General features: G+C 40.0%; 16 protein-coding genes. 13 read left to right on the top strand and 3 right to left on the bottom strand.

The window, feature by feature from the left end:
• From AJGP001_RS09230 to AJGP001_RS09220, 3 genes are read left to right on the top strand one after another with little or no spacing between them, the layout of a single operon-like run.
• Positions 1 to 1,515 carry a lmo1851 family serine protease gene (locus AJGP001_RS09230; protein WP_078080455.1) on the top strand — a complete coding sequence of 505 codons (1,515 nt, stop codon included), beginning with the start codon at positions 1 to 3 and terminating at the stop codon, positions 1,513 to 1,515.
• 55 nt (positions 1,516 to 1,570) lie between these two features.
• A complete protein-coding gene (locus tag AJGP001_RS09225) occupies positions 1,571 to 2,452 on the top strand; it encodes a CobW family GTP-binding protein (RefSeq protein ID WP_071154565.1) in 882 nt (293 codons plus the stop codon).
• Positions 2,449 to 2,688, top strand: a complete 240-nt coding sequence (locus AJGP001_RS09220; RefSeq protein WP_071154564.1) for a hypothetical protein — start codon at positions 2,449 to 2,451, stop codon at positions 2,686 to 2,688. The genes AJGP001_RS09225 and AJGP001_RS09220 overlap by 4 nt, the downstream gene beginning before the upstream one ends.
• Before the next feature lie 60 nt (positions 2,689 to 2,748).
• On the opposite strand, the gene AJGP001_RS09215 is transcribed toward AJGP001_RS09220, so the two are convergent.
• On the bottom strand, positions 2,749 to 4,125 hold the full coding sequence (locus AJGP001_RS09215; protein ID WP_071154563.1) for an MATE family efflux transporter: 1,377 nt from the start codon (positions 4,123 to 4,125) through the stop codon (positions 2,749 to 2,751).
• 273 nt (positions 4,126 to 4,398) lie between these two features.
• On the opposite strand from AJGP001_RS09215, the gene AJGP001_RS09210 reads away from it, so the two are divergent.
• The 9 genes from AJGP001_RS09210 to AJGP001_RS09170 all read left to right on the top strand — a co-directional run bounded on the left by AJGP001_RS09210 (position 4,399) and on the right by AJGP001_RS09170 (position 16,214).
• The gene (locus AJGP001_RS09210) at positions 4,399 to 5,475 is read left to right on the top strand and encodes an undecaprenyldiphospho-muramoylpentapeptide beta-N-acetylglucosaminyltransferase (RefSeq protein WP_071154562.1); all 1,077 of its coding nucleotides are present in this window, start codon (positions 4,399 to 4,401) and stop codon (positions 5,473 to 5,475) included.
• Positions 5,476 to 5,504: 29 nt separating this feature from the next.
• A complete protein-coding gene (dapF, locus tag AJGP001_RS09205) occupies positions 5,505 to 6,458 on the top strand; it encodes a diaminopimelate epimerase (RefSeq protein ID WP_071154561.1) in 954 nt (317 codons plus the stop codon).
• A gap of 18 nt (positions 6,459 to 6,476) precedes the next feature.
• Positions 6,477 to 8,123 (top strand): sensor domain-containing diguanylate cyclase, encoded by a 1,647-nt coding sequence (locus tag AJGP001_RS09200; RefSeq protein ID WP_078080454.1) that lies wholly within the window; start codon positions 6,477 to 6,479, stop codon positions 8,121 to 8,123.
• 246 nt (positions 8,124 to 8,369) lie between these two features.
• On the top strand, positions 8,370 to 11,180 hold the full coding sequence (locus AJGP001_RS09195) for a 2-oxoglutarate dehydrogenase E1 component (RefSeq protein WP_078080453.1): 2,811 nt from the start codon (positions 8,370 to 8,372) through the stop codon (positions 11,178 to 11,180).
• Positions 11,181 to 11,204: 24 nt separating this feature from the next.
• Positions 11,205 to 12,464 carry a 2-oxoglutarate dehydrogenase complex dihydrolipoyllysine-residue succinyltransferase gene (gene odhB, locus AJGP001_RS09190; RefSeq protein WP_078080452.1) on the top strand — a complete coding sequence of 420 codons (1,260 nt, stop codon included), beginning with the start codon at positions 11,205 to 11,207 and terminating at the stop codon, positions 12,462 to 12,464.
• An 89-nt stretch (positions 12,465 to 12,553) separates the two neighbouring features.
• Positions 12,554 to 13,144: a DedA family protein gene (locus tag AJGP001_RS09185; RefSeq protein WP_078080451.1), complete on the top strand. Its 591-nt coding sequence runs from the start codon at positions 12,554 to 12,556 to the stop codon at positions 13,142 to 13,144.
• Between the two features lie 88 nt (positions 13,145 to 13,232).
• The gene (locus AJGP001_RS09180) at positions 13,233 to 13,433 is read left to right on the top strand and encodes a DUF6501 family protein (RefSeq protein ID WP_071154324.1); all 201 of its coding nucleotides are present in this window, start codon (positions 13,233 to 13,235) and stop codon (positions 13,431 to 13,433) included.
• Positions 13,434 to 13,493: 60 nt separating this feature from the next.
• Positions 13,494 to 14,351: an ATP-binding protein gene (locus tag AJGP001_RS09175; protein ID WP_078080450.1), complete on the top strand. Its 858-nt coding sequence runs from the start codon at positions 13,494 to 13,496 to the stop codon at positions 14,349 to 14,351.
• A gap of 9 nt (positions 14,352 to 14,360) precedes the next feature.
• Positions 14,361 to 16,214 carry a vWA domain-containing protein gene (locus AJGP001_RS09170; RefSeq protein ID WP_078080449.1) on the top strand — a complete coding sequence of 618 codons (1,854 nt, stop codon included), beginning with the start codon at positions 14,361 to 14,363 and terminating at the stop codon, positions 16,212 to 16,214.
• 226 nt (positions 16,215 to 16,440) lie between these two features.
• Here the strand turns inward: AJGP001_RS09170 and AJGP001_RS09165 are convergent, their stop codons facing one another.
• Together AJGP001_RS09165 and AJGP001_RS09160 are read right to left on the bottom strand one after the other, a co-directional pair.
• The gene (locus tag AJGP001_RS09165; RefSeq protein WP_058385253.1) at positions 16,441 to 17,622 is read right to left on the bottom strand and encodes a toxic anion resistance protein; all 1,182 of its coding nucleotides are present in this window, start codon (positions 17,620 to 17,622) and stop codon (positions 16,441 to 16,443) included.
• Positions 17,594 to 18,301 carry a 5-bromo-4-chloroindolyl phosphate hydrolysis family protein gene (locus AJGP001_RS09160; protein WP_078080448.1) on the bottom strand — a complete coding sequence of 236 codons (708 nt, stop codon included), beginning with the start codon at positions 18,299 to 18,301 and terminating at the stop codon, positions 17,594 to 17,596. The genes AJGP001_RS09165 and AJGP001_RS09160 overlap by 29 nt, the downstream gene beginning before the upstream one ends.
• 202 nt (positions 18,302 to 18,503) lie before the next feature.
• On the opposite strand from AJGP001_RS09160, the gene AJGP001_RS09155 reads away from it, so the two are divergent.
• Positions 18,504 to 18,800, top strand: coding sequence for a DUF1033 family protein (locus AJGP001_RS09155; protein WP_071153007.1), 297 nt, complete (start codon positions 18,504 to 18,506; stop codon positions 18,798 to 18,800).
• Positions 18,801 to 18,861: the final 61 nt, after the last annotated feature.

Genomic DNA, 18,861 nt, shown 5'->3' with positions numbered 1-18,861 from the left:
ATGGATGATAAACGCCCGGAAGACGAGCAGCAACAAACTCCGCCGGTAGAAGAATCACCGTCACATATTATTAAGATGAAAACATTCACTTTTATTATGCTTGGATTCCTCTTAATCTTGACAACGGCGGGATTAACTGTTTTTGCATTAACATTCGGCGACGATAAAGCTGTAGAAGTAAATTCTCCAGAGCGTCGCGAATTCGAGAAACTCTATACAGCTTATGATCAAATACAGGATCAATATTTTGAAGATGTCGACAGAGATGTTCTAGTTAATGGAGCCATCAATGGGATGGTCGATTCTTTGGAAGATCCTTATTCCGATTATTTGAACGAAGAAGAAGCTTCTCAATTTCTGGAAGGAATTTCATCAAGCTTCCAAGGCATTGGCGCAGAAGTGCAAGAGCGTGAAGGCTATATCACGGTAGTTTCACCGATCAAAAATTCACCTGCTGAAAAAGCAGGCGTATTGCCAAATGACCAAATTATAGCAGTTGATGGCGAAAGCATACAAGGCTTTACAACAACTGAAGCTGTCATGCTGATCCGTGGCGAAAAAGGAACTGACGTCAAGCTGAGCATTATGCGTGGTAAAAATGCAGATCCAATTGATATTACCATCACTCGCGATGAAATACCGATTGAAACTGTGTACGCAGAAATGATTGGAAACAATGTAGCTCATATTCAAATTACTAGTTTTTCTGAAAATACGTATCAAGAATTGCTTGATGCCATTAAAGAAATGGAAGCCGAAGGAATGAAAGCGGTCGTTATGGACGTTCGTGGAAATCCAGGTGGCTTACTTGATGTAGCGCTTGATATTTCTGACTTGTTTATTGAAGAAGGGAAACCATTGTTTGAAGTTCAGGCAAAAGGCGCTGAATCTGAAGTTTATATGTCTTCACCAGGTACGAAAATCAAAGTACCCGTTACCTTATTGATTGATGGTGGAAGTGCTTCGGCATCTGAAATTTTGGCCGGTGCAATGAATGAGTCAGCAGATATCAAATTGGTCGGAGAAAAGACTTTCGGAAAAGGGACTGTACAAACAGCTAACGATCTTCAAGATGGTTCGAACCTGAAGTTTACAACGGCTAAATGGCTAACACCAGACGGCAATTGGATTCATGAAAAAGGAATCGAACCAGATGTAGAAGTTGCGTATCCCGCATATGCGTCGCTTCCGCTTTTGGATACTTCACTGGAGCTAAAAGACGGCACTATTTCCGAACAAGTCAAAACCGCTGAACAAATGCTTGAAGCGCTTGGCTTCAAAGTTGGAAAAGTAGATGGCGTCTTCGAAGAGCAGATGCAAGAAGCTGTAGAAACTTTCCAAGAAGAAAACGAATTGGAAGTGACAGGTATCTTGACTGGAGAAAGTACATTCGCAGTAATGGATGCATTGCGTGAGAAAATTGAAAATGATGATCCGCAATTACAGAAAGCTAAAACAATTATAATGGAAGAAGCTGGAATCAAAGCTTCTGCATCTAAAAAAACTGATGAATGATTTGGAGGTCCGCTTATGCGGGCCTTTTCTTCTTCGAAATTGAAAGGATGAGAAGATGAAAGATGTATATTTATTTAGTGGGTTTTTAGGAAGTGGCAAAACAACATTATTAAAAACAATGATTAGTCAAATGAAAGATAAAGGGTTAAAACCGGCAGTTTTCATGAACGAACTAGGCCAAATGAACATGGATTCGGATGCAGTAGAAGAGGGCATTCCACTGAAAGAAATTCTTGATGGATGCATCTGTTGTTCGGGATCAGAGAAATCAGAAGCGCAAATTCAAACATTATTGGCAGAAGAAGATTTTGATGTCCTACTCATTGAAACAACAGGTGCAGCACACCCTGTAGAAGCACTGGATGCTATTTTTTCCCCACTGTTTGCTGAACAACTAAACTTTAAAGGCATTGTAACAGTAGCAGACAGCAAAAGATGGATGGATCGCAACAGCTTATCTCCACAAATTCGTTCGCTGTTTTTAGAGCAGATTCGCCATGCTGACCTACTACTGGCCAATAAAATGGATTTGTTGACAGAAGGACAGCAGGCCACTGTCGTATATGAAATCCAATCACTTAATCCAAAAGCACAAATCATTCAAACGATACACGCTAAAATACCATTCTCGGCATTAGAAAAATTGTCGCCATTACAAAATGAAGATGTCGTCAAAGCACCTGTTTCAAAATTGAATTTAAATGCTAAGGTGTTGAAATTTGAGGCGCCAGTTCGAAGAGAGCTATTTGAAGAATGGCTACGTGCGCTACCAGATACGGTTTTTCGAATCAAAGGCTATGTACCGCTTGAAGGCGATAAATACCCTCATGCTTTTCAGTTTGCTTACGGAATGGCACAATGGCTTCCCGAGTACATGAAAATGCAGAATCAAATTGTGATTATTGGAGAAGGGCTGGAAGGAGTCGAGCTTCCATGATTGAATCATATCGCAAGCTCTGGCCACAACGAGTAGCTGTACAACAAATCACCACTCAACAAGAACTCGAAAAATACGTACTTATCGAACTGAATGACGAACTGACTCATCCACGTGTTCGCAAAACCAAGCAGCAAAAGCTGGCGTTGGCTTCAGAGAGAATCGAGCAATCGGATTTATCAGATTCAGAAAAAAGTGAATTAATTACACTGTATAATAAGCTTGCGAACCCATAAAGAGAACGCTATTAAAAAAGCAGGACACGAAAAATCATTGATTTTTCGTGTCCTGCTTTTTTATGGTTTGGAATTAATAATCTTAGGTTGAACATGCTGCAATTTTTTTTGGATCAGTAGTAAACGGAGTGATAACGTAATTGCTCCTGCTGTCAAACCAACAATCAAGCCGATCCAATAACCGAAAGCTCCATAATCAGTGAAGTTTGCGAGTAAGTAACCTGTAGGTAGCCCAATAACCCAGTAAGAAATTAACGCCATGACGAAGGTAATGTTAACGTCTTTATAACCTCTAAGTGCCCCTTGGACGGGCGCTTGAATAGCATCTGACAATTGAAACAAAGCAGCAAACAGTAGGAACTGAACAGCCAGTTCGACTACTACAGGATCTGACGAATACAAGGCTGCAATTTCACTGCGCATAAAGAACAATACGCAAGCTGACAAGAAGCTTAACGAAACAGCCGTGCCAACACTCAGCCAGCTATACTGCTTCGCATCCTGCAAACGCTTGGCACCGACTTCATAGCCTACAAGAATTGTGGCACCCATAGAAATGCTGAGCGGTAACATGTATAGCAAAGATGCAAAATTTAACGCAATTTGATGTGCGGCAATAGTGACAGTGCCGTAAACAGCCAGCATAAACGTGACGGCAGAGAAAATACTAGTTTCTACGAATATGGATATACCAATCGGCACGCCAATGCGACTAATCTCCATCCAGCGAGTTAATGACAATTTCGGCCAAGTCCGGAAGATATTATAGGAGTTGAACGGGCTTCTCGTATGGATGATCCAGACTGCAATAACTAAAATCAGCCAGTAGGTAATAGCTGATGCAAGTCCAGCGCCCGGACCTCCGAGTTCTGGGAAACCAAAGTGTCCAAAAATTAGTAAGTAGTTAAAGAAAATATTGATAGGTGCTGATAAAAGCGAAATAACCATCGTTACGCGTGTAGCTCCAAGTGCATCGATATAAGAACGCAAAGCGTTATAGACAAAGAGCGGAATTAACCCAATCGTCATTGCGAAAATATAGCGGCTCGCAACGTCGGCAACAGTCGGTTCGAGATCCATAAAGGCAATCAAGTAATCAATGCCAAGATAGAAGAAAGCGAAGACAATAGCAGCCAACAAAATAGCCAAATAAATCCCTTGTTGAACAGCTTGTTTTACTTGATCTTTTTTCTTAGCTCCCATCAATTGTGCTACAATTGGAGTAATGGACATGAGGATACCGGCAAGTCCGATGTAGACGGGAACCCAAAATGAGGACCCGATGGAAACGCCGGCTAAGTCTTCTGTTCCGTAGCGGGAAGTCATATAAATATCAAAAAACGTCACCATGTACATCGCTATTTGTGTGACGAGAATCGGGAAAATAATTTTCACTAAAAGCAGTAGCTTTTCTTTTTTGGTTCTTGTCTGGTACATATCTCGTTCCTCCCGCAATTTACCTTTAGTAAGTCAAACTTATGCATCAAATGTTATCGATCAAAGCACAGCAAATTTTATACTATTTTGGACGGACGATTTCTAGCACACAGTCGGGATGTAAAAACGTTACAGCGCCAACTGCCCAGAAAACGTTATCATGAGATAAACTTACCCAATTACAATTTAGCAAATAAAATCCAGTATAGCATAGATAGGTATGCTTCAGGCATATCCTCTAAGCCAAATTAACAGATGAGAGTAGGACAAGAAATGAACAACAAAACAATTTTATTAACCGGAGGCGGAACAGCAGGACATGTTTCCTTGAATCAGGCATTGATTCCAGAATTAAAAAATTTAGGCTTTAACGTTGAATATATCGGTTCTAAAGACGGTATCGAAAATGAGCTAATCCGGGAGTCCTTCCCTTCCGTTCCTTACCATGCAATTTCTAGTGGTAAATTGAGACGCTATTTTTCAACTAAAAATTTCTCGGATCCATTTCGCGTAGGAGCGGGACTTATGCAAGCAGTTGCTATTATTCGTAAAACTAAGCCAGTAGCTATCTTTTCTAAAGGTGGATTTGTTTCTGTACCAGTCGTAATGGCAGGGCGTATGATGTCAATTCCGGTCATTATTCACGAATCGGACGTTACACCTGGATTAGCAAATAAAATTGCCTTACCTTTTGCTGATCATATCTTTACTGTATTCAAGGAAACTTTGGCGCATGTGCCAAGCAGCAAATCGACTTGCACGGGATCACTTATTCGTAGTGAACTCATGGAAGGCTCTGCAATAAAAGGACAGGAAATTTGTTCATTCGACAACGACTTACCGGTTCTACTGATCATGGGAGGTAGTCAAGGATCGGCTATGATTAACTCGGCCGTCCGCAACAACCTAGAGCGTTTACTAAAGCAAGTTAATATCATTCACCTATGTGGTAAAGGAAATTACATGACAGAATTAGATCATCATTCAAATTATCGCCAATTTGAGTATGTCACGCATGAATTGCCGCATCTATTACATCTGACAGATTTTGTCGTATCGCGAGCTGGTTCTAATTCCATATTTGAATTTTTGGCTTTGAAAAAACCAATGCTACTCGTTCCATTATCTATGCAAAAAAGCCGCGGTGATCAAATTCTGAATGCGAATTTATTTGAAAAACAAGGATTTGCGCATGTTGTGGAAGAAGAACAGCTGTCTGCAGATCGTTTCATGGAAGAGCTAGAGCGTTTACAAACGGATAAAGAGCAGCTAATTACAGCAATGACACAAGCAGAAGCCCCGATTACGGCGGCAGAAATGGCTAAATTAGTAGCAGTTCATACAAAATAATACCTAACTAATTTAAAGAGGTGATCAAAATGGAAATGACGTTGCTAAAAGTCCACGGCTCTATGAACACTTTTTATATGTTTGAAGGTGAGGAACATGAGGATTATGCACAATTGGCAATTCAGCTTTCTTCAATAGATCAAGACATCGATGGAATTTTAGTGATTTTGCCATCAACGATCGCTCATGCAAAAATGCGAGTTTTCAATACTGACGGTTCAGAAGCTTCCATGTGTGGAAATGGTCTCCGTTGCGTTGCTCGGTTTGTGTGTGAACGTGACGGTGTGACCGAAGCGGTGATCGAAACGATGAAAGCTTCTCTTCATGTTAAAAAAGAAGAAACCTTGAACGATAAAATCGAAACTTACGCCGTGGAAATCTCCCCGATATCATTTGCATTAAATAGTTTACCAATGAGTTACTTAAGTAACAGTGAATGGCTTCACAAACCATTGCCTTTTATATCGGAAGAAATTCCATTTTCAGCGGTATCTGTCCCCAATCCACATTTAATTGGCATCGTTCCAGCAGCATTACAGAAAGATACAAGCCATCAGCAAAAATGGGCACACTATTTTAATGAAGAAAACAATTATTTTTCAGATGGTGTTAACGTTAGCTATGTAACGCCAGTAGAAAACGGAATCTTCGTACGGACGTATGAGCGGGGTGTGGGGTTTACAAATGCTTGTGGTACAGCAATGACAGCTTCGGCACTAATCAGCTGTCTAGCAGGGCTCGTGCCTTATGGCGACGTAACGGTATACAATCCAGGTGGCATGGTGAAATGTGCTGTCTCTGAAACAGAAGATACTATTCGTCTTCAACTAACTGGTAATGCGACGTATTTATCAGTTGTTAAATTTAACTGGTCTAGCAGTGGGGAAAATAGCTGCATTTTATCTACTGAACCTTTGGATGAGCAAACAGATTACAAAGAATTTATCGAACAAGTTACAACTCTTTCAAGTCAATTTGTGTAACGGAAAGCGGTGCGTTAGATGCGAATGCCTTTTACTACAGAACAACTGGATTTGCTTTACAAAAATCTTGAAGATCCAGTTTACTTTATGAAGCAGACGGGTAATACATTCGGTTATCTGTATGTTAATCCGATATGTAAAGCAATATTTAAAAAAGAACTAATCGGAACTAATCTTGATGACAGCATGCCACCAGAACTTTCGAAGGAAATTAAAAAGCAGTATTTGATTGCCTTAAAAGTAGGGGTGAGACATACTTACCGTGATTATAACCTGTTCAGTGACCTGGATGTGGCAATGGAAACCGAATTGACGCCAATTGTGTTTGAAGGTGAGGCATTTGTGCTCGCAGTAACAAAAAATGTTGCTGATCAGAAGAAAATAGAAGAAGATTACTTGTTTTATGAATCTTTGGTCCAAAATTCTGTAGATCCGATGATTATGATTTCAGCAGAATACATGATTATTGATTTGAATACAGCCTATGAAAAAGCATTTGGAGTAAAAAAACAAGATTGGGTCAGTCTTTTTTATGAAGATATACCCGACAAGCAAAAAGAACTGTTTCGTGCTGGGAAAAATCTTTTAAAACAATTCTCTTCCACATCAGAAAGCACTTCTGTCATCATGAAGCGCAAAAAGCAAAATGGGATAGAAGCAAAGTTTTCCGTCAGTTATTCTCCCGTTAATGAAAATGGCATAATTCGTGCGTTCCACGTTGTCTTTAGGGAATTAACGAGCGAACTGTTATTAAAAAATGAACTGCAAAAAACGGAGAATATTCTGGAAAGCTACAAGGATGCTCTTAATTACGCAGCACTTGTCGCAATATGGGATGTCTCTGGTACGATAGAATTCGTCAATGATAATTTTAATGAATTAACGGGCTATAAATCTGAAGAATTAATCGGCTTAACTATCTCTAAGATAGGAAATACAGAAATTTCTGCAGAACAATACGGTGAGATTCGCAACGTGATTCGAAAAGGTCAGATTTGGCGTGGACAAATTAAAAGTATGAAGAAAAATGGGGACTTTTTCTGGGTAGACTGCACAATCATTCCTTTAATGAATGTAGACGGAAAGACCTATCAAGTTTTATCAATCTTATTTGACGTGACAGACCGAAAGCAGCTAGAAGAGCAACTACATTTTATGGCTTACCATGATAGCTTAACGAGTCTACCGAATCGCCGTTATATGGTCCAACAATTTGAGCGAATCACAAAACAGGCAGATCAAAAAAAAGAACACGTTGCATGGCTCTATGTAGACGGAGATGACTTCAAATTGATCAATGACCAATTCGGCCACGACGTAGGCGATGAATTTATTTACCATTTTGGTCAAGCAATTCAAAATAGCGTACGAAAAAACGATTTAGTCGCCAGAATAGGCGGCGATGAATTTTTAGTGGCATTGTGCGACGTTGTTCCAGAAGAAAGCCAGCAGCATATCGAAAAAGTTATTAATCGAATCAATCAAACGCTTTCTGAAGGTTGGTACATTAACGAACATCAATTCACGCCAACATCATCAGCGGGAATTGCCGTTTATCCTGTTCATGGAAATAGTTTTGACAGTTTAGTAAAAAAAGCCGATGCAGCACTCTATTTAGCGAAAGCCAAAGGCAAGGGAACTTGTCATTTCTATTCAAACTACTGACTAAATCTCTGTAAATTGGTCAGATGAGAGTAAGAAAATGGATAAAATCACATTAAATCCTGTTATGTGAATCTTTTCACGAAAATGCTTTGTTTTTCATCGAGGAAGTAGTAAGATTGATAGGGAATTTTAAACTTGTCCTACCTAAGCGCCTTCTGCTTTAAGTCTAATGGGATGCGTGATAAAATAGGCAAGACATATACAAATAAAGTGACTGCCGTCAAACAACTAGTTGGAGGTTTTTTAATGTCTAGCAATTATTCAGATGCAAAATCACCGTGGAGCTCCATTACGGGTCCTAACTTGGGATACATAATGGAAATGTATGACCTGTATCAAGAATCCCCGGAATTGCTTGATCCAGAATACGTTGAACTTTTTAAGCAATACGGATCACCCATTGAAGTTACTGTAGGCCACCAAGCTTCAGCTACAACAGCTGTAGAGCCGAATAATTTTGAAAAGGTTTTGGCTACTGTTCATCTAGCAGAAGCAATTCGTGCACATGGTCATTTGGCATCAGATATTTATCCGTTAAATGATCAACCAAAAGATACGAGTCGTATGGAACCATCAACATATGGCTTGAACGAACAAGATTTAACAGAAGTACCTGTAGCGTTGATTTTAAATAATGCACCGAGCAATGTAACAAATGGCTTGGAAGCGATTAATTATTTGAAATCTCTTTATACAGATAAAGTTGCTTTTGAATTTTCACACGTAATTCAGCCACAAGAACGCAGCTGGTTGCAGGAGAAAATCGAAGCAGGCGAAGTTAAACCAACACTCGATGCAGACAAGAAAAAACAAGTTCTTGATTTGTTAACTCGCGTTGAAGGTTTTGAAAAATTCGTTCACCGCACATTCGTCGGACAAAAACGCTTTTCTATTGAAGGTGTCGATTCATTAGTTGTCTTAATGGATGAGCTAGTTCAGTTATCTGAATCAGCAGGCACAAAAGACATCATGATCGGGATGGCGCATCGCGGTCGTTTAAATGTGCTTACGCATATTTTGAACAAACCATATGAGATGATGTTTGCCGGTTTCGCGCATGTAGGAGACGATGCTTTTCTACCAGAAGACGGTTCACTTCAAATCACTAAAGGTTGGTTTGGCGATGTGAAATACCATATGGGTGCAGCTTATAAGTCTGCCAATGGAACAAGTGTGAAACTCGCGTATAACCCTTCTCATTTGGAAATTGTCGGTCCCGTTGTAGTCGGGCAAACACGTGCTGCGCAGGAAGTAACGGATGAAACCGGTATCGCAAAAATGGATCCTAAAAAATCCTACGCGATACTTGTACACGGGGATGCGGCATTCCCAGGACAAGGTATCGTAACCGAAACATTAAATTTCAGTCGTGTTAAAGCCTATCAAACAGGTGGTTCTATTCATGTTATTGCCAATAACTTAATCGGCTTCACGACAGAGCAATTTGATTCGAGATCAACACATTATTCTTCTGATCCTGCAAAAGGTTTTGAAGTGCCTGTCATTCATGTTAATGCGGATGAGCCTGAGGCAGTAGTTGCAGTTGCTCGTTTGGCCTTTGAATACCGTGCGAAATTTGGCAAAGATATACTAATTGATTTAATCGGTTATCGTCGATACGGACACAACGAAATGGATGAGCCATTAGTGACGAATCCAACCATGTATCATGGCATTCATCAGCATGATACAGTTCGTGAACTTTATGGTAAACAATTAGCAGCTGAAAAAGTGTTATCTGAGGCTGATGTGAAGAAACTTGATACTGATACTCAAAAAGAAATGCAAGAAGCTTATGACAAAGTGAAAGAAAACAAATCTGCAGAATTCCCGAAACTTGAAATTCCGGAAGCTGTTTTAAACGGTTATCCTGAAGTGCCAACGGGCGTTGATAAAGCTGTCTTAACTAAAATGAACGAAGAATTATTGACTTGGCCAACCGACTTTTCAACTTTTGGTAAATTAGCTAAAATTTTAAAGCGTCGTGAAGAGCCTTTTAAAGGAAAAGGGAAAATTGATTGGGCGCATGCTGAAACACTTGCATTCGGTACGATTTTGCAAGACGGCAACCCCATTCGATTGACTGGTCAAGATGCACAGCGAGGCACATTTGCTCATCGTCACCTTGTTCTGCATGATGATAAAAACGGCAATGAACTCGTTCCATTGCATCACATTTCAGATGCTAAAGCATCATTTGTCGTTTACAACAGTCCACTCAGTGAAGCATCTGTATTAGGCTTCGAGTATGGTTACAATGTTGAAAATAATAAAGCATTAGTTATTTGGGAAGCTCAATATGGCGACTTCGCGAATATGGCACAAATGATGTTTGATCAATTCATTTCTGCGGGACGCGCGAAATGGGGACAGAAATCGGGCCTTGTTATGTTACTGCCTCATGGTTATGAAGGCCAAGGACCAGAACACTCAAGTGCACGCCTAGAAAGGCATCTTCAAATGGCTGCTGAGAATAACTGGACAGTCGCGAATCTTTCTAGTGCAGCAAACTATTTCCATATTTTGCGCCGTCAGGCTAAAATGCTTGAGGAAGATTCAATACGTCCATTAATCATCGTTTCACCAAAATCGCTGTTGCGTCATCTACTAGTAGGTGCGTCAGTAGATGATTTAACAGAAGGTCATTTTGAGACCATCATCGAACAGCCAAATATGGGCAAATCTGTGAAAAAAGTAGAACGTATTCTTTTTGCAAGCGGTAAAATGGCGATTGACTTAGCAGAACGAGTGAAAGACGGAACGGATTATGAATGGGCACATATCGTCCGCGTAGAACAATTGTATCCATTCCCAGCTGAGAAGATTAAAGCGGTTATCGATCGTTATCCAAATGCTAAAGAATTAGCTTGGGTACAAGAAGAGCCACAAAACATGGGTTCGTGGACATTTGCAGATCCGTATTTACGCGAACTGTCAGACGGTAAAGAAGTGAAATACTTCGGGCGCACGCAGCGTCAAAGTCCGGCAGAAGGTGACGGAGAAGAGCATAAAGTAGAACAAACACGTATTATTGACGAAGCATTAGCTAAATTGTAAGGATAATCTAAGGAGGAATTTTTTGTGGCAGAGATCAAAGTACCAGAATTAGCAGAATCGATTACAGAAGGAACAATCGCTCAGTGGCTTAAACAGCCAGGCGAATCAGTTGAAAAAGGAGAATTCATCGTTGAACTAGAAACAGATAAAGTTAACGTTGAAGTTATTTCTGAAGAAGCTGGAGTGGTTCAAGAACTTTTAGCACAAGAAGGCGATACAGTTGAAGTTGGGCAAGTGATCGCGATCGTTGGTGAAGGTTCTGGCGAAGCTGCAAAACCTAAAACTGAAGAAGCTCCTAAATCGGAAGAGCCAGCTAAAACAGTAGCTCCTGCAACTCAAGAACCTGTAGAAAAAGATCCAGCAGCTGAAGAGCAATCTTCTTCTGACCGTACCATTGCAAGCCCAGCAGCTCGCAAATTGGCACGTGAAAAAGGAATCGATCTGGCTGCGATTTCTCCAGTAGATCCGATGGGCCGTGTACGCGTTCAAGACGTTGAAGCTCACGGATCACAACCTGTAGCTAGTACACCTGCTGCAAAAGCAGAAGCACCTAAAACTGCTAAACCTTCTTCTGATGAAGAAAATGGTCGCGTTGTTCGTGAAAAAATGACAAGACGCCGTCAAACAATTGCAAAACGTCTTCTTGAAGTAAGACAATCAACTGCAATGTTGACAACATTCAACGAAATCGACATGACAAATGTTATGGCATTGCGTAGCCGCAAAAAAGATCAATTCCTTAAAAATAACGATGTGAAACTTGGCTTTATGTCATTCTTCACAAAAGCAGTTACTGCTGCACTAAAAAAATACCCATATGTTAATGCTGAATTAGAAGGTACAGATGTATTGCTAAAACAGTTTTACGATGTAGGAATTGCGGTTTCAACTGAAGAAGGACTTGTGGTACCGATCGTTCGCGACACGGACAAAAAGAACTTTGCTGAAATTGAAGCAACAATTGGCGAACTTGCTAAAAAAGCTCGCGATAAAAAGCTTTCAATCGCAGACATGACAGGCGGTTCATTCACAATTACGAACGGTGGCGTCTTTGGTTCATTACTATCTACACCGATTTTAAATGGTACGCAAGTAGGTATCCTTGGAATGCACACAATTCAAAAACGTCCAGTAGCTATTGGCGATGAAGTTGAAATTCGTCCAATGATGTACGTGGCTCTTTCATACGATCACCGTGTAATTGACGGAAGCGATTCTGTTGGTTTCTTGAAAATGGTCAAAGACATGATCGAAAACCCAGAAGATCTATTGCTAGAATCTTAATAAATGATGTAAAAGATGGTCCTGCATTGCAGGACTATCTTTTTTTTGTCATGATAAAGGAAAGAGTAGTTTAAAGGCGGAAATGTTCTATGGATATTTCATTTTTAATCGAATTGATACAAAAGCATGGATACATAAGCATGTTCATATTCAACTGGCTTCTGTTATTTGGCTTACCCATTCCAAATGAAGTAGCAGCGGCTTTATCAGGCGTGTTAACAGAAATTAGTGACTTTAAGCCAACTTATGCTTTTTTATCAGCGTATGCAGGATTGATTACTAGCAATACATTTGCTTATTTTATTGGTCGTAGCTTAGGGCATCGCTTGCTAATGCGATTAAGCGGCACCCGTCTGAAGCAACCTATCAGTCGATTTAGTGAGTTTCTGGAAAAAAGAGGAGAATGGGCAATTGCTCTTAGTTTTTTCCTGCCGGGCATTCGTTGGGCCATGCCCTATGTTGTGGGTGCTAACCGCTTTCCGGTTATGCGTTATATGATGTTTGCCTATACAGCTGGATTTGTCTGGCTGCTCGTTTATTTTAATGTCGGCAGAACATTTCCTTATGCCTATGAGACAATTCTCGAGCACGTACAAGTGTTTCTAATTTTACTGTCGTTTGTTGTTGTAATGGTTGTGCTATTGCGTTATTTGTATCGTGCGAAATTTACGAAAAAGTAACAAGGATATCCATCTAGTAAGAGTCTGTTTGAAATTAATCTGCTTTTTCCTTATACTGAAGAGAGACAGATAGAAAAGGATGAGGACAATGATTCATAACGAATGGTTAGCAAAAGAAACAATCAAAACCGTTACATGTAAGCATACAGACGCAGCTAAATTTTTGGTCTCGAATGTACTAACTGTAGGTAAAGAATATGAAGTTAAAAACGAAACCGAAGAATTCATTTTTGTAGTGGACAATACCGGAAAAATTGGTGGGTTCTATAAAACTTATTTCGAATCATAATAGAATGATGAAAAGTCGATGGTGTACATCGGCTTTTTGTGTGGAAAAGAGGAGATCCAAATGTCAGTGATTGAGCAAGATATTGCAAATAGACAACAACGAAATCATGAAGAATACGATAAATTGATTGGTAAGTCAGGGTATATTGCACCGGACGATCATCTTTGGCAAGACATTTTGTCTGCAATTGTATTGCGAAAGCCTGTGCTATTAAAAGGACCAACGGGAGCCGGCAAGACAAAGCTTGCAGAAAGTATATCATCGCTTTTTGGCCAGCCGATGCAAAGTATCAATTGTTCTGTAGATCTTGATGCAGAAGCGCTTTTAGGATTTAAAACGTTGGTACAGCGAGACGGACAAAGCATCATCGAGTTTGTTGAAGGACCTGTCGTGACAGCGATGAAAAAAGGCCATTTCCTTTATATCGATGAAATCAATATGGCCAAAGCAGAAACTTTACCAATTCTCCACAGCGCCTTGGACCATCGTCGAATGATGACCAATCCGTTTACAGGAGAAGTGATTAGAGCTCATCCTGATTTCGGTGTGATTTCAGCGATAAATGAAGGCTACATTGGGACTGCACCTATGAATGAAGCATTAAAAAACCGATTTATTGCTTATCCGATTCCATATTTAACGGGTCAGCAATTAGCTGACTTATGGGACCGCGAATTCCCAGATGCAGAAGAAAGTTTGAAATCGTTTATCCTGAATTTAGCAGAGGATTTAATGAAACAAGTAAAAAATGGCTTATTATCAGAAGAAGCGGCTTCGATTCGAAGTTTGCTAGATGCAACGGCTCTATCTCAACATATGGACCCTCTGCGCGCAGTACAATACGCCATTGCAGAAAAATTAGATGATGAAAGTGAACGTGATTTGTTCATGGACTTGGCTCATACTTGGAAAAAGTAGGTGGAAATGATGGCATCAGTTAACCGCTTTATTCAGTTTAATAATGAAACCATCGATACGAAATTGCTTCACCAAATGGAAATGCTTGCGGGTGCACTGGCCGATGCACCTTATTTAAAAGTAACAACCCGTAAACTAGTAGAGTTGCGGCCGTCAGAAGCTGCCATGTCGATTAGTGTCTTTTGGCGCCATCGTTCTAAGCGAGTCGAACGCAACGGTTATTTATCGGATATTTATTTAATGGCGGGTGGATTTTGGCGTGATTTCAGTTTAGCTGCGTGGCGCGAGTTTAAGAAAAGTAAGACGACTTTGCCCAATTTAAGAGAACAATTACTGTTATGTGCAGAAGAATTTCGGTTATCTGAAAAGATCAAGACGGCTCGACCAGGAACAGTGGCAGCTTTTGACATAAGAGACATGGTTTATAAGGAATACCACAAAGACCAATCCAAACAAAATCTCAAAAAAGGCTTTAAAGCGGATTTTTTGATCAATGCGGCCTATTTGCGTTTGCGTAATGTTGAAATAGAGATGGAGGTCCTGCCTCGGGCATTATCTTTAATTTGGACTGAATTGTATGATGCGAAAACAACGATGGATTCTATAAGAGTCGTAGATCAAATAATGGACCGTGCTGAATTTATGTTTGAAACAGACGCAATCCATAGCTATTATACATTTGGCGAAGCGTTGGAAAAAGTGCCACCTTTTCATTACCATGAAGGGATTGAAAGTGACAGAGCAGAAGAACCAGAAGAAATTGACACCATTGAAGAATGGTTTGAGTCTTGGCACCGAGAAACCGAGATGAGTGAGGCCCCTGCGATGGAGTTTGAGCTTGAACGTGGCGATTCGCAGCTTGCTGAAGGTGGCAGGGAAGAAGAGGGTACAGGAGACGTGGAACAAACGGCAAAAGGCGATTCAAGAGGCGAACATTTAGAAGATGGTGATGCAGATGACCGACAAATGACAAGCAAGCCTAAAAAAGCAGAAGGTCAATTTGGCTCAGCGAATGATCAAGTGGTTTATTACGAATCGCGGAGTCAAGTAGACGGCGATCATCGCTTAGAAATTGAAGACTGGCGTCAAAAACAAGCGCCTTACGTACGTGCGTTATTAAAAGAATTAAAAAAACGAATGACACAAAGGCAGGAAGGTGTGCGTAGTAATCTGAACGCAGGCAGGTTATCAAAAAAGTTAGTGCCGCTTGCTATCGAAGAACGACCCAAACCATTTTACCGAAAAACAGCACCTTCTAAAGAATTAGATGCGGTTTTTTGTTTATTGATCGATGGCTCTGCTTCAATGCTTGATAAGTTAGAAGAAACCAAACAAGCTGTGTTGTTGTTTCATGACGTGTTGCGAGGCTTGAATGTGCCACATGAAATTGTGCTGTTTTATGAGGATGCATACGAAGCAAGTGATGCTGAGCAGCCAAACTATTTTGAGTGGATGCATAAATTTGAAGACCGCGGCATAGACCATGCTAAAGAAATCGCTTCCTTTGAAGCCCATGAAGACAATCGGGATGGATTTGCTATTCGCTGGATGAATGGCCGGATAAAGCGCCGGACTGAAAAACACCGATTTTTACTGGTCTTTTCCGATGGTGAGCCATCTGCCTATAATTACGCGCAGAACGGCATAGTGGATACAGCAAACGCTGTAGCAGAAGCTAAAAAACAAGGCATTGAAGTGTTGCATCTGTTTTTAAGTAGTGAATCGATTTCTGAAGAGCAGGCAGCATTTTATCAGATGATGTATGGCAATAAATCCGTTAGCGCCGATTCTTTAGAACAGTTTGTTGAACAAACGTTGCGTTTGTTGAAGCGAAGCTTACATTTGGTAATTCAGACAGGCTGAAGGCGTATAAAGCTAAGCGCAAGTTTTTTTTGATTCTTTTTTGTATAATAGATTATAGTCTTTTCCAGTTAATTGGATATACTGTCCGACCGGACACAAATACTGTCGGGTTTAGCTGAAATACTGTCGGAATAGAGCCTGATACTGTCGGATTTAGATAAAATACTGTCCAAACGACCTTATAGAATAAAATGCCTCTGAAGCTTTAGCTTCAGAGGCATTTTTGTCAGTTGTTATTTGATTCATGACCATCATGAATGGCGAGCAAACGCTGTTTTAAATCTTCTTCCATGCGACCGATTTCAATCTCAGCAGCTTTCCGGTTTCTGCGACCTTCTGACTGGATTTTTAAGGTTTCTTCAATTGTTTCTAATAGATTTTCTTGTGTTTTTTTCAAGGTGTCAATTTCAACAATGCCGCGCTCATTTTCACGAGCTGTTTCGATTGAATTCATTTTCAGCATTTCAGAGTTTTTCAACAGTAAGTCATTAGTAGTTGCAGTGACTTGCTTTTGAGCTTCAACAGCCTTTAACTGTTTGTTTAAAGTTAAAGCAATGGCGATTTGATTTTTCCATAACGGAATGGATGTCATGATAGATGACTGAATCTTCTCTGCGAGCGTCTGGTTGGTTTGTTGAATCATACGAATCTGTGGTGCGCTTTGAATGGTAATTTGGCGTGATAATTGTAAATCATAAAGGCGTTTTTCCAAACGGTCTACATATTGAACCATATCGTTAACTTCTTGATAAACCATTTGGTCCTGTGACATTTCTGCTTTTTTACGTAGTGCTGGAATCGTTTCGCTCATAATTTCATCACGCTTAATTTCTGCAGCAGCGATGTAGACATTTAATGCTTGGAAATAAGTCTTGTTTTGGTCATAAAGCTGTTCGAGCATTTGCACATCATCGAGAAGTCCACGTTTGGAATGATCCAGTTGGATGCTGATGCGGTCCACTTGACTACTAAGCTTTTGGTATTTCGTCATCATTTCTTGGATCGAATACTTAGCTTTTGAAAAAATCTTGCGAATTCCTGATTTTTTACTTTGTGTCAACTCTTCAGGATTCAGTTCTTGTAACTTTTTCATCAAATCATTTAACACATCACCGACAGGACCAATATCCTTGCTCTGCACATGGTCAAGCATTTTATGCGAAAACTGGCTGAGTTGGTTTTGAGCATTGGCACCATAAGTAAGAATCGCTTCATTGTTCCCAATAGGAATTTGTTTAGCAAGCTCACGCGCTTTCGCTTGCTCGTCTTTTGATAAACGATCCATCAACGTAACAGGACGTTCTTCTGCTATCTCTCCAAGTGTTTGTTCCTGCGTTTTCATTTGCATACCAAAAGGGGATTCCAATAAATCATCTAACTCACTTCGAGTTGAAGGTTTTTCTGTCATCTTCCACGTCTCCCTCATGTTCAGATTCTGGCTGAACGAGTAATTTTTGATTGTTATGCTGATTGACAGCCAATTGTGCATAATCTAATTCCATACGCAATTTTTCAATGTCGCTAGACAACACACGTTTTAAATCCTGCTCCATTACTTTGTTAAGTGATAGCAGCATTTCCCGTGTGTCTTGCAAAGCAATGCGCATTTCTTGGTCTTTAACGGGTTGTCCAACAAGCAACGTATATTTTTCTGTTAATTCAATTGCTGAATCTAAATGAGAATAAAAAAACGGTTCAGCTAAATAGAACTTCCTTGGGTTTTGTTGCACGATGAGTATGATTTTATTGGCAATTTTCGTCATATCCATCAACTGCTTAAAAGAAGAAATCGAACGAACTTTATAATAATTGCCTTGCAACTGTTTGATTTTTTCTTTGCCTTCTTTTATTTGGGTTCGCACATTTTTTAACTCGCTGCGCGTCATGCCAAGACTTTTGGAGTCCGTAGAAATTTGAACTTGCTTAAGGGTGCTGTTGCTAGCGATATAAGTTCCGGCTGCAACTGCTCCAGAAGCAATCAACCCAATTTCTGCACCTAAATAAAGGACTGGGAACATCACAGCCATTATCGGTAGACTCACGGATTGTCTCTTGATAAAATTTTCAATTGGCTTTAAGGGCTTCATGCAAAGGGCCTCCTTCACTGCTACTTAATCTATACGTCCTGCGCATTGAAAAGTTTCATTTCACTGCACTTGCTACTCTATATTTTACGTGAAACAAGAAGTCAATACAAACTTTCGAAACTCGTAAAAAAAATGAATGAAACACTTTACAAGCCTATTAAGATTTGGCACAATGCTAACTAGGGAGAAATGAGGCTGTTGCATGCATGACATTATTTACATAAGAGCAAATTTTGAACCTTGGTGGATGTTTGAGGGATGGCAAGATCAAATTATTTCGCAACAACAGTTCACTTTAGCGGAAAACGCTAGAAACTACCTTGAAGAATTAAAAAAAGAATTCAGCCAACGATTTGCTGAAAACGAGCAAAGAGAGATAGCTTTTTCCTGCTATTGGAATGAAGAAGAAGTAGAGTACTGTGAATCATGTGAAGAAGATTTGCAAATATTTCACGGCTTGATTTGGTTATTTAATGGGAATCCTCAAACAAGTTTTTAGATTTGTTTGACATTTGTGGTTAATTTGATATAATAAATGAAACAATATGAAATCTTGACCA

It is taken from the genome of Planococcus faecalis, assembly GCF_002009235.1.
In the GTDB taxonomy this organism is placed as follows: domain Bacteria; phylum Bacillota; class Bacilli; order Bacillales_A; family Planococcaceae; genus Planococcus; species Planococcus kocurii.
Note: the sequence above shows the minus strand (reverse complement) of the source record. Positions and strands in the feature narration are given on the sequence as shown.

Coding starts and splice junctions, on each gene's coding strand:
- AJGP001_RS09215 (WP_071154563.1), bottom strand. CDS start 4,125: ATGTACCAGACAAGAACCAAAAAAGAAAAGCTACTGCTTTTAGTGAAA.
- AJGP001_RS09155 (WP_071153007.1), top strand. CDS start 18,504: ATGCATGACATTATTTACATAAGAGCAAATTTTGAACCTTGGTGGATG.
- dapF (WP_071154561.1), top strand. CDS start 5,505: ATGGAAATGACGTTGCTAAAAGTCCACGGCTCTATGAACACTTTTTAT.
- AJGP001_RS09160 (WP_078080448.1), bottom strand. CDS start 18,301: ATGAAGCCCTTAAAGCCAATTGAAAATTTTATCAAGAGACAATCCGTG.
- AJGP001_RS09200 (WP_078080454.1), top strand. CDS start 6,477: ATGCGAATGCCTTTTACTACAGAACAACTGGATTTGCTTTACAAAAAT.
- AJGP001_RS09220 (WP_071154564.1), top strand. CDS start 2,449: ATGATTGAATCATATCGCAAGCTCTGGCCACAACGAGTAGCTGTACAA.
- AJGP001_RS09175 (WP_078080450.1), top strand. CDS start 13,494: ATGTCAGTGATTGAGCAAGATATTGCAAATAGACAACAACGAAATCAT.
- AJGP001_RS09185 (WP_078080451.1), top strand. CDS start 12,554: ATGGATATTTCATTTTTAATCGAATTGATACAAAAGCATGGATACATA.
- AJGP001_RS09180 (WP_071154324.1), top strand. CDS start 13,233: ATGATTCATAACGAATGGTTAGCAAAAGAAACAATCAAAACCGTTACA.
- AJGP001_RS09170 (WP_078080449.1), top strand. CDS start 14,361: ATGGCATCAGTTAACCGCTTTATTCAGTTTAATAATGAAACCATCGAT.
- AJGP001_RS09210 (WP_071154562.1), top strand. CDS start 4,399: ATGAACAACAAAACAATTTTATTAACCGGAGGCGGAACAGCAGGACAT.
- AJGP001_RS09225 (WP_071154565.1), top strand. CDS start 1,571: ATGAAAGATGTATATTTATTTAGTGGGTTTTTAGGAAGTGGCAAAACA.
- AJGP001_RS09165 (WP_058385253.1), bottom strand. CDS start 17,622: ATGACAGAAAAACCTTCAACTCGAAGTGAGTTAGATGATTTATTGGAA.
- AJGP001_RS09230 (WP_078080455.1), top strand. CDS start 1: ATGGATGATAAACGCCCGGAAGACGAGCAGCAACAAACTCCGCCGGTA.
- AJGP001_RS09195 (WP_078080453.1), top strand. CDS start 8,370: ATGTCTAGCAATTATTCAGATGCAAAATCACCGTGGAGCTCCATTACG.